Raw genomic sequence first — 12,222 nt, forward strand, 5'->3', positions numbered from 1 at the left:
TCACGATGCCTCCACGTGTATCAAACGGCCCTCTGCCGTTCCTTCCATGGTTGGCCTGTAAGGTCAGAATCAGCAAGGAAGTTTGCCAATATGGCAAACTGGAAGGCATGACTACCGATTTCAGCACAATGCTCGACGCCGTCGGCCCTCGCCTGCGTGCCATGCGGACCCAACGCAATGTGACCCTCGCGGAGGCTTCGGAAGTTACAGGCATTTCTGTCAGCACGCTCTCAAGGCTGGAATCAGGCCAACGTAAACCGACACTGGAACTTCTCCTTCCCATTGCCAGGTTGCATCAGGTGCCGCTGGAAGAATTGATTGACGCTCCGGAAACGGGCGATCCCCGCATTCACCTCAAGCCGCACGTTCACGAGTGGGGAACTGCGGTTCCCCTGACCCGACGCCCCGGCGGCATACAAGCCTTCAAAATGGTGCTGAAGAGCGGCACTGGAAAAGAGATTCCACAGCCCCAATCCCATGAGGGGTACGACTGGATGTACATCCTCAACGGCAAGCTGCGGTTGGTACTGGGTGAGAACGACTTTGTCCTGAAACCGGGCGAGGTGGCGGAATTTGATACGCGCACACCGCATTGGTTTGCCAGCGCCACCACAGAACCCGTGGAGTTGCTAACCCTCTTCGGGCAGCAGGGTGAACGGCTTCACGTGCGGGCACGGCCCAAACGCTGAGGCTACGAAGCCAACCATTCGCGCGCGTTCCGACGCGAGCTGCCTGACTCAACACCATGGTCTGGCCTGTTCATTTCGGCCCACACCTCGTCGAGGGAGAGTCCGAGGACATCGGCAATTGCAGCAACGGTAGGAAAAGCCGGTGTCGCAACCCGGCCCGACTCGATCTTTCGTAGCGTCTCGGGCGAGACGCGGGCGTCGAGCGCCGTCTCCAGCATGGAGCGCTCACCCCGGGCGCGACGCAAAAGAGCACCGAGGCGTTGTCCGCGCTCGGCCTCTGCGGGTGTAAGCGGCAACCTGACCATGGCTCCAATTGTAATACCGGGATAATATGGCCGGGATAGTTATTGGTTTTCGTACGAAAGGCCCCGCATGATTGAGATCCTGAGCCGCACAGAACTAGGCCGTGCAAAGGAGGCCGGCACCCTGGTCGCCAACATTTTGCACACGCTCAAGGGCCGCGCAACTGTAGGCACAAATCTCTTGGACATAGACCGGTGGGCAAAGAGCATGATCCTGGAAGCCGGGGCCGTCTCCTGTTACGTCGACTACGCTCCTTCCTTCGGCCGTGGACCGTTCGGCCACTACATCTGCACGGGCGTCAATGACGCCGTCCTTCACGGATTGCCCACGGATTACAAACTGGCCGACGGCGACCTGCTGACCCTCGACCTGGCCGTTCTGAAGGACGGAATCGCAGCAGACTCGGCTATCAGCTTCATCGTGGGCGAGTCGAAGGCGGCGGAGAGTGTCGCGATGATCGAAGCAACCGAACGGGCATTGCGCGCAGGCATAGCGGCGGCCCGGCCCGGTGCCCGCATTGGGGATCTCTCCTACGCAATCGGTTCGGTCCTCAGCGACGCAGGCTACCCCGTCAACACCGAGTTCGGAGGCCACGGCATTGGCTCCACCATGCATCAGGACCCGCATGTGCCGAACATGGGACGCCCCGGCCGCGGTTACAAGCTGCGCCCCGGTTTGCTGCTCGCGCTGGAACCATGGGTCATGGCCGACACCGCCGAGCTTGTCACCGACGCCGACGGATGGACGCTCCGCAGCGTGACAGGATGCCGCACCGCCCACAGTGAGCACACCATTGCCATCACCAACGACGGAGCAGAGATCCTGACTCTACCGACACTCGTCAGCTAAGTTCCGGCAGGTTGGCCTCCTGGCAGGTCTATCGCCGGGGCAGCAGTCGCTGGGGCAGGCAGTCGATACCCGACCGGAGGAATCAAACGACCGCGCACCCTTGGACTCCGACCATGGCCGCTGGTGATTCCCTGCCTGGGCGCAGAGAGTCGGCAGCCTCAGTGGAAGGTTTAGTTGGCGACGGGCTTGGGCGTGCAGCAGGCTCGGGCAGCTCCGATGAAGGCGCCGCAGATCGGACGTAACCTGGCAGCGCTGGCGCCTTGGACCGATACGTATGTCCTGTGGGCGTGCGAAGTTCCAGAGTGTGCACGTCTTCGGCAAGCGGCCTACACTTCCATCCCGGGTTTTCTTTGGTGTGGTTGCAGGCTTCGCACAGACCTGCTCCGTTGGTCAGGGTGGTGGTTCCGCCTGAGTGCCACGGGACGATGTGATCGATGTGCCGGATGGGCGCGTCGCAGTAAGGGGTGCGGCAGATGTCATCGCGGGTTTCGATGAAGCGCCGCATACGGCCAGGGAAGAGCCGTGCTTTGGAGTCCATGCTCAGGAGCTCGCCCGTGCCCGGCGCGGTGTAGAGCCGGCGAAGCCAGACGGTGAGCTCCTGGTCCTGGGCTGATTGCTCGTGACTTGCGTTCGCTTGCATCGAGGGAGCTTTCCCGGTTCCGGTTGGTACGCCACCGGCACCCTGCGGTGGGGCTGCTGACCGTCCGGAGTTAGCTGGCGGCCGTGAACTTTCGGCTTGTCCCGATCCGAGCAGTTCCCTTGCGCATTCGGCCGGGACGATTCCGTAGCCCTGAAGCCGGGCTGGTTCGCTGTCGCCTTGGAAGAGGGTGCGGTCGGTCATGACGAGGTCCAGGTTGACCCCCGAGACCCCGCCGGGTGCGCCCGTGACGCGTTCGACCAGGGTGTCGGCCATGACCTGGCCACGGTTCCGGACAACCCCGACAGACCCCGCGCCCCCGACGGATTTTGGATCACCGCTGGAACGTGCCGAATCGGCCGCCCGGCTCAGGGCTGCGTAGACGGCTACGCCTTGGGCGACGGGAAGCAGGGCGGTCAGGTAGGTCATGGTGTCCGGCGCCGGGCGCAGGCTCACGGTCCGTTCGGCGGCGGCCCGGCTGGCACGCCCGACCACGGACCGGGGATCCCGCCGATACGCGGCAGCTTTCGCCGCCGCAACGATCACCTTATCCCCGGCACCATCGAAGGTCCCGGTATCGGCGGCGAGCTCTTCATCCACCGCGCACCGGTCCTCAACAGAGAGGCACGCGGTCTCTTTCACCAAAAGCGTGGCACGCCATTCATTCAACTGGCCCGTCTCCAACGCAGCCAAAGTCCGTGGCATCTCCATCACGAGGGCCTTCGCCAAACCAAGCAACCGGGACCCGCGGTTCGGTGACTCCCGCCTCGCCAACGCCACCTGAGCACCCACGCCCTGGCCACGATCGGACACAGGGACCCCGGCTGCTTCCTGCTCCCGGCGCTGGGCGAGATCGAAAGCCACAGCCGCCCGTGCATGCACAGCGGAAATTGCCGATTTCAGGTTCTCCAACCCCCGGATTTGCTCGATCAGCCCGGCACTATCGGCGCCCAAGCGGACAGTGCTCAGGAGCGAGAGGACATCGGAAACCCGGGGCCCATCCGGAGAGCCCTCCGGATCGCGACGAAGCACGACTGCATCAATCGCCTCGCCCTCCCGTAGTTGCTCCATGCCCCCACTCTTCCAGCCACCAGAGAACGCAATAAGACCGCAATCCTCCTATGTGGAAAACCAACCACCCCCCAAAATCAACCACCCCCGAACTCAGCACACCCCGAATCCCGCCCCAATCCGTATGACCCACCGCTGTGCGGCCCGCGCAGCGAACGAACGCGGGACCTGCCGGCCCGGTCCACCCCGCTTCGAGGAACGCACGCCGGTCACAAAAGAGGGGCCGCCACTCGCACCTTGCGCTGGAGGGTGACTCCGGTCATACTAAATGAACGCTATTCATTTAGTGACTGTCGTCTCACGGAGTAAAGCCCCCCATGATTGAAATCAGACATCCGGAAGCCCGGGCTTCCATCGCCGCCCGTCCGGCAACACACGTCCACCCGGCCGGACTGGTCCATCCCCACGCCAATCCAGCCGCAAAACAAACCCAGGCAGCTACCGCGTGAGCGCGTGGCGTATGCCGTCGGAAACGGGTCCACAGGATCGCGTTTGGATGGCTTTCCCCACCGGCGGATACACCCTGGGTGACACCGAAAAAGAGGCCCACGCGGCACGTTCCACTTGGGCTGCGGTGGCTAACGCCATCCTTGAGTTCGAGCCGGTCACCATGGTTGTATCGGCCGACGACGTCGACACCGCCGCGCGCTATCTGGACCCTCGCGTTGAGGTAGTTACCGCTGAACTCAACGATGCCTGGATGCGGGACATTGGACCGTCGTTCGTACTGGATTCCAACAAGCAACTGGGCGCCGTGGACTGGATCTTCAACGGCTGGGGCGCTCAGGACTGGGCGGAGTGGGACAAGGACTCGCTCATTGCCGAGGACATCAGCCGCCGCGCCAACGCCCAGCATCTCCCTTCGGGGATCGTCAACGAGGGCGGTGGCATTCAGGTTGATGGTGAAGGCACCGTCCTGGTCACTGAGACTGTTCAGCTCGACCAGGGTCGCAATCCCGGCCTGACCAAGGCAGACATTGAGCAGGAACTTGCCCGCACCATCGGCGCTACCCACGTGGTGTGGCTTCCTCGCGGCCTCACTCGGGACTCCGAAAAGTTCGGCACCCGCGGTCACGTGGACATCGTGGCCGCGATTCCGAGCCCGGGCACCCTCCTGGTCCATTCCCAGCAGAACCCCGAGCACCCCGATTACAAGGTGTCCCGCGAGATCATCGACTTCCTGCGCACCACCCATGACGCAGCTGGCCGGGACTGGAACATCATCGAAGTTCCCGCCCCGGTAACCCTTAGCGACGACGAGGGGTTTGTGGACTACAGCTACATCAACCACCTCGTGGTCAACGGCGGTGTTATCGCCTGCACTTTCAACGACCCCATGGACGAGAAAGCACTCCGCATTCTCGCCGACGCCTACCCCGGACGCCGCGTAGTCGGTGTTGACGCGCGCGAACTCTTCGCACGGGGCGGCGGTATCCACTGCATTACCCAGCAGCAGCCTTCGGCCATCTAGAAAGGGCCTCACATGAGCCAGACAATCCGCCGCAGCGGCAATGAAGCTGCAGAGTCGCACAACATTAGCGGCAAGGGACTTAAGACGGGGCAGTTGGGGCTCCTCGCCGTCGTCGTTCTTGGCATTTCAACCATCGCCCCGGCGTACACGCTGACCGGTGCGCTTGGTCCAACCGTCAATGAAGTCGGGCTCCAGCTGCCCGTCATTTTCCTGATCGGGTTCATCCCGATGATCCTCGTATCGCTGGCCTACCGGGAACTCAACGCAGACTCCCCGGACAGCGGCACCACCTTCACCTGGGTCACCAAGGCCTTCGGTCCGTGGGTAGGCTGGATGGGCGGTTGGGGCCTGCTCGCAGCCAACATCATTGTCCTGTCCAACCTGGCCGGCGTCGCCGTGGACTTCTTCTACCTCTTCCTTGCGCAGGCCACGGGCTCACCCGAGCTCGCCGACCTCGCCTCAAACAAGCTGCTCAACGTTGCCACGTGCTTCGTTTTCGTGGCGCTTGCCGTCTGGGTGAGCTACCGCGGACTGCACACCACCAAGATCGTCCAGTACGGTCTGGTCGGTTTCCAGTTGCTGGTACTCGGACTGTTCGTCGCCATGGCCTTCGCTAACTGGTCCACGTCCGAAACTGCTGTCCCGTTCAGCTGGGACTGGTTCGACGTCACCAAGATCGAGACCTTCGGCCAGATCGCTGCCGGCATCTCGTTGTCAATCTTTGTCTACTGGGGCTGGGACGTCTGCCTCACGGTGAATGAGGAAACCGCCAACGGCAAGAAAACCGCCGGTCTTGCCGGAACCCTGACGGCCGTGATCGTCTTGGGCATCTACCTCCTGATCACTATCGCCACGTTGATGTTCGCAGGCGTCGGAGACACCGGAATCGGCCTGAACAACGAGGAAAACCACGCCAACGTCTTCACTGCACTCGCATCTCCGGTGATGGGTCCGTTCGCCATCCTCATGTCCCTCGCAGTGCTCTCCAGCTCTGCAGCGTCCCTGCAGTCCACGTTCACCTCGCCTTCGCGCAGCCTGTTGGCGATGGCCCACTACGGCGCCCTGCCGGAGCGCTTCAGCCACATGAGCAAGAAGTTCTCGACGCCGGGCTTCGCCACCATTGCGGCGGGTGTCCTTTCCGCGGGCTTCTACGCGGTGATGCACGTGATCAGTGAGAACGTCCTGAACGACACCATCCTGGCCTTGGGCCTGATGATCTGCTTCTACTACGGACTCACAGCCATCGCCTGCGTCTGGTACTTCCGTAACAGCGTGTTCTCCAGCGCCAGGAACTTCTTCCTGCGACTCGTATGCCCGCTGATCGGTGGCGTAGGGCTGTTCGTGGTGTTCCTGCAAACCGCCGTGGACAGCTGGGCTCCCGAGTTCGGCAGCGGCTCGGAGATCTTCGGCGTGGGGCTCGTGTTCGTCCTGGGCATCGGGATCCTGGCCTTGGGTGCCGTGGTCATGCTGATCATGTCCCGCGTTCGGCCCGGCTTCTTCCGCGGCGAGACCATCCGGAAGGATACTCCCGCCCTCGTAGTTCCGGAGTAACCGCGACCAGAGTTCGCCTTCCACCGACTTCGTAGGAAAGCGGCGAGTTCGCAGGGAAGTTTCCCGCGAACTCGCCGCTTTCCCGTGTTTTGGGGAGTAGCGGCAGCGCTTCCTACCAGCGGTGGGCCACATCCACCACTAGGCGAGAACCGCCGTCGGGCCCGTCCAAGGTGAACACCCGGAACGGAAGCCGAGCCCGGACGCCCAGCCCGACGCTCGTGGTGCCTTCAAAACTGCCAGCGAAAACAACCTGCCGGAACGTCTGGTACCCGGAAACGTTGGACAGTTCGGCCTTGGCTGCCGGTTCGTAGGTCGGCTGGCTGTACTGGTTGTACGACGGCGCCGTCACCATCACTTGAAGATCGGCGTCCCCCAGCACAGGAATGGGGTAGCCAGTGGCATCCTGGGTCACCACTGGAACGTACTGAACCACGTAACCGGCCACCTTGCCGGTCATATCAATCACCAGACGGTCGTAGCAGGGCTGTTGTCCAGTGCGAACGCCAGTGACATGGGCGGAGCTCCAGTCGAGATCGGCCTTAGCCATGGAACCCCACGAGATACCGCAGTATGTTGCTGCCGAGGCTGGCCCCGGCGCCACTAGACCGAGCCCTGCAGCTGCCAGGACCGCTGCCAAACCCGCTCCAAATTTCCTCATTTTTTGTGCCCCCTTCAGGCGAAGTTGATACTTCAACAGTAGGGGCGCATCGGGGGCTTTGGATGGGTTGTGGCCGCTTCGGAGCGCAACCGTTAAATGGGCGCCAGTGTGGTCACAGGAGGGTGATTGATGGCCGGATTTATGGGTCTTTACCAGGCCCTCAAGGGCTCTTCAGGCACGTGTTCGTAACCCAAGATAACGAGACCCGGGCGTTACTTAGCCTTCACAGTCCTTGCAGTACTTAAGACCGTTCTTTTCCAGCGCAATCTGGGACCTGTGGCGGACCAGGAAGCAGGAGCCACACGTGAATTCGTCAGACTGCTCCGGGACCACAATGACGGTCAGTTCTTCACCGGAAAGGTCGGCGCCGGGGAGGTCGATTCCTTCAGCCGTATCGTTTTCCTCGACGTCGATGACCGCAGTCTGTGCAGTGTTCCCACGTGATGCCTGAAGGGCTTCAAGCGACTCAGCGGGAGACTCTTCTTCTGTCTTGCGCGGGGCATCGTAATCAGTAGCCATTGAGGGTTCGCTTTCGTTGCTGCATAGTGCCTATCTCGGCACCTCAGTGAAGCAGTTTAGGGCATGTTACACGCGATAAACGAATGGTGTGCCCAACGCGACATTCTGCAGCTTTGCGAGCGCCTTCTAGGACCCTGTGCCCGCCCTCGCGGCGTGCGCTTGGATGGCCTGGGCGCTGGCCACTGTTACACCGCTGAGAGCCGGGAGCCACGCCAGATTAGTCATGTATCCCTGGGCCTCGGCGTGCTCTTCGGCCGTGCAATCCAGGACGTAGGCTGCCTCGATCCAGGCCGCAATGGTGGTGCCGATTGAGGTGGCAAGCGAGGCCAGTGATCCGATCATGCGGCAACGGTAGCCACTCTGGGTTTGGGCCCGGTTTCCGGTTGGTCACGGGCTTGTTAACTGTCACGCAATACGGTTTATCGGTCCTGCAAAGCCTGCTCCACGATGTACTCCGCTATCGCCATGGACGAAGTAGCCCCGGGGGACGGTGCGTTGCGCACCAAAACTGCGTCCCGTCGTCGTGCAATCACAAAGTCGTCCACCAGCGAACCGTCACCGTTCATGGCCTGCGCGCGGACGCCGCGGGTGCCCGGAAGAATGGTGGCACCCTCCAGTGAGGGTACAAAGCGCATGGCCTCCCGGATGAACTTTTTCTTGCTCACGACGGTCTGGAATTCACGAACAGCTGAGGGCACGTTTTGCCGGGCGAAGTTCCAGAATCCTGGAAAGAGCGTGTAATTCAGGACGTCGCGCACATTCACCTCACTCCATGCATAGGACTCGCGTCCGAAGGAAATAAACGCATTCGGACCAAGCATCATTTCACCGTCGATGCGTTTGGTGAGGTGTACTCCGAGGAACGGATGTTTGGGGTCCGGCACCGGGTAAATCAGGCCACGCACTTGATCCCGGGCTTCCTTACCCAAGAGGAAGTACTGCCCGAAGAATGGCACGATGCGCGGCGTCTCCGGTTCGCCAGCCGCCTCGGCCACGCGGTCTGACTGGAGGCCCGCACAGGCCACAACAAGGTCGTAGTGTTCGCCGCCGTCCTTGGTGGTGACCACCACTCCACTGCCCTGCTGCTCGAGCGCTATGACCTCCTGCTCCAGGCGGATGGTCCCGCCCGAGCTGCGGACGTCGTCGGCGAGCGCGTTGGTGATGGCCGGGTAGTCAACGATCGCCGTTTCCGGTGAGTGCAAAGCTGAAAGTCCGACGGCGTTCGGCTCCACCTCGCGTATCTGCTTGCCATGCAGCATCCGTGCGCCGGGAACGCTGTTGGCAACGGCTCGGGCGAAGATGTTGTCCAGCCGCTGGGATTCCCCGGGTGTTTGGGCGATGACCAGCTTCCCGCATGCTTCGTAGGGCAGGTTCTTCATGGCGCAGAATTCCTGCAGCAGCTCCACTCCCCTGCGGCACAGCTTTGCCTTTAGCCCTCCGGGTTCGTAGTAAAGGCCGGCATGGACGACGCCCGAGTTATGCCCGGTTTGGTGTGCGGCGAGCCGGTCTTCCTTTTCGTAGACGGTGACCTGGGCCTCGTCCAGTTTGTTGGCAAGTTCCCTCGCCACCGCGACACCAATGATGCCACCACCCACCACGGCGCAACGCTTGATGGTCCTCATCTGTAGAGGGTTGGACATGGCACTCCTCGTCATTGGGGGTCGGTCCGTGTCAGTCACAGCATTTCACAGCGTGGCGCGGGCACGGAGATGGCACGTAAAAAGGGGCGGCACACGAAGTGCCACCCCTTTTTTTGATGCGTGATCGACTAGGCAGCCGTGGGCTTGTCGAAGCGCTGACCGGCCGGGTTGGACGGCAGGAGCGAGAGGACGAATACTGCAAGGACGCCAAGGAACGGCACCAGGACAAGCAGTGCAAGCCAGCCAGTGAAGTTACCGTCATGCAGGCGCCGAACCAGCAGTGCCAGCGACGGGACTAGCGTTGCGAGGCCCCAGATGCCGAGGATGACATAGAACGCAATGGCTCCGCCACCGAGAGTGACCGTTCCAGAATCGCTGACGGTTGCTCCTGCTGAGCCGACGACTGTTGCGAGGGTGTTGAGAATGGTGGTTACGATGGCGGAAACCAGGGTCCACCACCAGTATTCGCTACGGCTCGCACGGCCGGAGAAGTCGGCGTACTTCTTGAAGAAACGCTTGACGGCGGCGCCAATCGGGGCGCCGTAGTACGGGGCCCACAGCGGCGGCTCGCCGGCCTGTGCACCGTACTGTTCGGTCTGCTGCGGTTGTTGCGGGTATGTGCTCATTGTTATATCCCCCGGGGTAGGTGTGAGTTGTGACGAAGCGTCTTGCTCAGAGTCAGTCGTGCTTATCGTAATGCCCTGACAGCGAATTAGGCAGTTCGATGGAGGAAATTAACCCGGATTTAGCTTGGTAACGGAATATTTCGTTCGGCAGCGCTTTTCCGGAACAGCATCTTCCGCTGCTCTAGCCGACTGTGAAGACGTCGATTTCCACCGCATCCGGGCGGCGCCGGCCCGTTCCCACCGCAATTGTGTGATTTAGCCAGGCCCATTCCGGCGCTGCAGTGGAAAACCGCGGGGTGCACCGGAAGTAGATCAGTCCGGGGTCCACATCTTCTCCCCTATTAAGCCGGGCAATGTCCTCCGCCTCCCCATGGCGAAGAGCCAGGTTATGTACGTAAACCACGGCTCCACCATCGAGCTCCATGGCGTACCTGGCATCCAGCTCCGTCAGTTGGGCGCTTCGGAGAATTTGGTAGTCAGCCCCGGCTGGCAGTACACGCCCTTGTAACTGTGGCCCCGTTACAGTGCCCCCAATGATGGGAACGATCCGCCGGTGTCCCTCCGGAGTGATACCGACATCAATTGGTTCGCCTACTTCGACTCTCAAGGTTGCCAGGAAAGTCAACGCGGGCGGCTCCGGAATGGTCCTCACCGGGCGTATTGCTTTCGAAGGTCCATCTTCCGGATTTTCCCGCTGGCGGTTCGCGGCATCTCCTCGACGAACACCACGGACTTGGGAATCTTGTACCTTGCCAGCCGGCCCTCAAGATGCGAGCGCAGTTGCTCCTCGGTCAAGGATGCACCCTCACGCAAAGTGACGATCGCCCGGGGCACTTCTCCCCATTTCTCGTCCTCAACTCCGATCACGGCTACGCTCCCCACAGCGGCCAGCTCCGCTATCGCAGCCTCTACCTCGGCCGGGTAGATGTTCTCCCCGCCGGAAATGATCATGTCCTTGATGCGGTCGGAGACGAACAGGAAGCCTTCGCTGTCCTGGTAGCCCATGTCGCCGGAGCGGAACCACGACGCATCGGAGTAGCTTTCGGCGGTGGCCTCCGGCCGGTTCCAGTACTCCTTGATCACGTTGGGGCCGGAGATTTGGATCTCGCCCACCTCGCCCAGGCCGGCAACGCCGCCCAGGGGATCGGCAATTCGCACGTCCGTAAAGAAGTGCGGCAACCCGGCAGAGCCAGCCTTCTCCTTGGAGGCGGAGACCGGCAACATGGTGGCCCCGGGCGCGGTTTCAGTCATGCCGTAGCAGCTGGTAAACCCTATGCCGCGCTGCTCGTACGCGTCCAGCACCCTCTGCGGAACTGCGGAACCGCCGCAGGTGAGCTTGTCCAGTGAGGTGAGGTCCGCCGTCGACCATCCGGGATGGTCACAGAGCATCTGGAACGTGGTTGGGACGCCGTTAAGCGTGGTGACCTTGTGCTGCCCCACCAGTTCCAGTACGCGGCCGGCGTCGAACTTGGATTCAAGCACCACCGTTGCGCCCTTGAGCAGCATCGGAAGCAGGCCCATATCCAGGGACGCTACGTGGAACAGCGGCGAAATCATGAGCGCCACATCGTTGCGGTTCAGGTCCATGTCCACCACCGTGTTGATGCAGTTCCAGGTGATGTTGCCGTGGGTGAGGAGCGCCCCCTTGGGCTTGCCCGTGGTACCTGAGGTGTAGAGGATCATGGCGGCGTCGTCCAGCGTTACGGCTTCATCCATCGGCGTCGCGGATGCGGCCTGAAGCACCTCGCCATAGTGCTCGACGCCGGATGGCAGCTTGGGAGCGGATGCCTCAGTGACGTTGTCGGGCGCCACCACAAGACGGTGGGTTACCTCTGTGTCGAGGGAGGACGCGGCGGCTACGGACTCCAAGGCAGCGGAACCGACCACGAGCCGCGCGCCTGAGTCCTGCAGTTGAAACTGCAGCTCAGGGGCCGCCAAACGAGTGTTGAGCGGGACGAAGATCGCGCCAATCAGTCCGCAGGCGAAGAACGCCTCCACAAAAGACGGGTCATTCTCGCCGAGGTAAGCCACCCTGTCCCCCTTGGCCACTCCCCTGTCCTTGAGGGCGTTGGCCAAGCGGTCGGTCCTGTCTGCGAGGTCCGCGTAGCTCACAGTCCGTTCACCGGAAATGACTGCCGTTTTGGTCCCGGACTTGATCCGGCGCCGGTGCAGCCAGGATCCAACTCCGTTGTTGTTCATGGTGCGGTA

14 protein-coding genes are annotated in these 12,222 nt (G+C 62.0%); 5 read left to right on the forward strand and 9 right to left on the reverse strand.

Annotation, left to right across the window (positions count from 1 at the left end; translation table 11 throughout):
• Nucleotides 1–107: 107 nt before the first annotated feature.
• Complete coding sequence (locus M1D89_RS18355) at nt 108–689, forward strand: helix-turn-helix domain-containing protein (RefSeq protein WP_498645706.1); 582 nt, start codon at nt 108–110, stop codon at nt 687–689.
• Nucleotides 690–691: 2 nt separating this feature from the next.
• Here the strand turns inward: M1D89_RS18355 and M1D89_RS18360 are convergent, their stop codons facing one another.
• Nucleotides 692–994, reverse strand: coding sequence for a helix-turn-helix domain-containing protein (locus tag M1D89_RS18360; protein WP_498645708.1), 303 nt, complete (start codon nt 992–994; stop codon nt 692–694).
• Between the two features lie 67 nt (nt 995–1,061).
• On the opposite strand from M1D89_RS18360, the gene map reads away from it, so the two are divergent.
• Nucleotides 1,062–1,841, forward strand: a complete 780-nt coding sequence (map, locus tag M1D89_RS18365) for a type I methionyl aminopeptidase (protein WP_498645710.1) — start codon at nt 1,062–1,064, stop codon at nt 1,839–1,841.
• A gap of 82 nt (nt 1,842–1,923) precedes the next feature.
• On the opposite strand, the gene M1D89_RS18370 is transcribed toward map, so the two are convergent.
• A complete protein-coding gene (locus M1D89_RS18370; protein WP_498645712.1) occupies nt 1,924–3,549 on the reverse strand; it encodes an HNH endonuclease in 1,626 nt (541 codons plus the stop codon).
• A gap of 317 nt (nt 3,550–3,866) precedes the next feature.
• On the opposite strand from M1D89_RS18370, the gene M1D89_RS18375 reads away from it, so the two are divergent.
• From M1D89_RS18375 to M1D89_RS18385, 3 genes are read left to right on the forward strand one after another with little or no spacing between them, the layout of a single operon-like run.
• Complete coding sequence (locus M1D89_RS18375; RefSeq protein WP_498645714.1) at nt 3,867–3,998, forward strand: hypothetical protein; 132 nt, start codon at nt 3,867–3,869, stop codon at nt 3,996–3,998.
• An 11-nt stretch (nt 3,999–4,009) separates the two neighbouring features.
• Complete coding sequence (locus M1D89_RS18380) at nt 4,010–5,020, forward strand: agmatine deiminase family protein (protein ID WP_498650995.1); 1,011 nt, start codon at nt 4,010–4,012, stop codon at nt 5,018–5,020.
• A 12-nt stretch (nt 5,021–5,032) separates the two neighbouring features.
• Nucleotides 5,033–6,571 carry an APC family permease gene (locus tag M1D89_RS18385; protein WP_498645716.1) on the forward strand — a complete coding sequence of 513 codons (1,539 nt, stop codon included), beginning with the start codon at nt 5,033–5,035 and terminating at the stop codon, nt 6,569–6,571.
• A 112-nt stretch (nt 6,572–6,683) separates the two neighbouring features.
• Here the strand turns inward: M1D89_RS18385 and M1D89_RS18390 are convergent, their stop codons facing one another.
• The 7 genes from M1D89_RS18390 to menE all read right to left on the reverse strand — a co-directional run bounded on the left by M1D89_RS18390 (nt 6,684) and on the right by menE (nt 12,213).
• Nucleotides 6,684–7,229 (reverse strand): AMIN-like domain-containing (lipo)protein, encoded by a 546-nt coding sequence (locus M1D89_RS18390; protein ID WP_498645719.1) that lies wholly within the window; start codon nt 7,227–7,229, stop codon nt 6,684–6,686.
• A gap of 216 nt (nt 7,230–7,445) precedes the next feature.
• Nucleotides 7,446–7,748: a DUF4193 domain-containing protein gene (locus tag M1D89_RS18395; protein WP_017199882.1), complete on the reverse strand. Its 303-nt coding sequence runs from the start codon at nt 7,746–7,748 to the stop codon at nt 7,446–7,448.
• A 126-nt stretch (nt 7,749–7,874) separates the two neighbouring features.
• On the reverse strand, nt 7,875–8,090 hold the full coding sequence (locus M1D89_RS18400; RefSeq protein WP_498645723.1) for a hypothetical protein: 216 nt from the start codon (nt 8,088–8,090) through the stop codon (nt 7,875–7,877).
• Between the two features lie 77 nt (nt 8,091–8,167).
• On the reverse strand, nt 8,168–9,388 hold the full coding sequence (lhgO, locus tag M1D89_RS18405) for an L-2-hydroxyglutarate oxidase (RefSeq protein WP_498645724.1): 1,221 nt from the start codon (nt 9,386–9,388) through the stop codon (nt 8,168–8,170).
• 128 nt (nt 9,389–9,516) lie between these two features.
• Nucleotides 9,517–10,014, reverse strand: a complete 498-nt coding sequence (locus M1D89_RS18410; protein ID WP_498645726.1) for a DUF805 domain-containing protein — start codon at nt 10,012–10,014, stop codon at nt 9,517–9,519.
• A gap of 181 nt (nt 10,015–10,195) precedes the next feature.
• Nucleotides 10,196–10,666 (reverse strand): DUF3237 domain-containing protein, encoded by a 471-nt coding sequence (locus M1D89_RS18415; protein WP_498645728.1) that lies wholly within the window; start codon nt 10,664–10,666, stop codon nt 10,196–10,198.
• Entirely contained in the window at nt 10,663–12,213 is a 1,551-nt protein-coding gene (gene menE, locus M1D89_RS18420) for an o-succinylbenzoate--CoA ligase (RefSeq protein ID WP_498645730.1), read from the reverse strand. Before menE ends, M1D89_RS18415 begins: the two co-directional genes overlap by 4 nt.
• Nucleotides 12,214–12,222 lie beyond the last annotated feature (9 nt).

The organism is Arthrobacter sp. D3-18 (genome assembly GCF_054408525.1).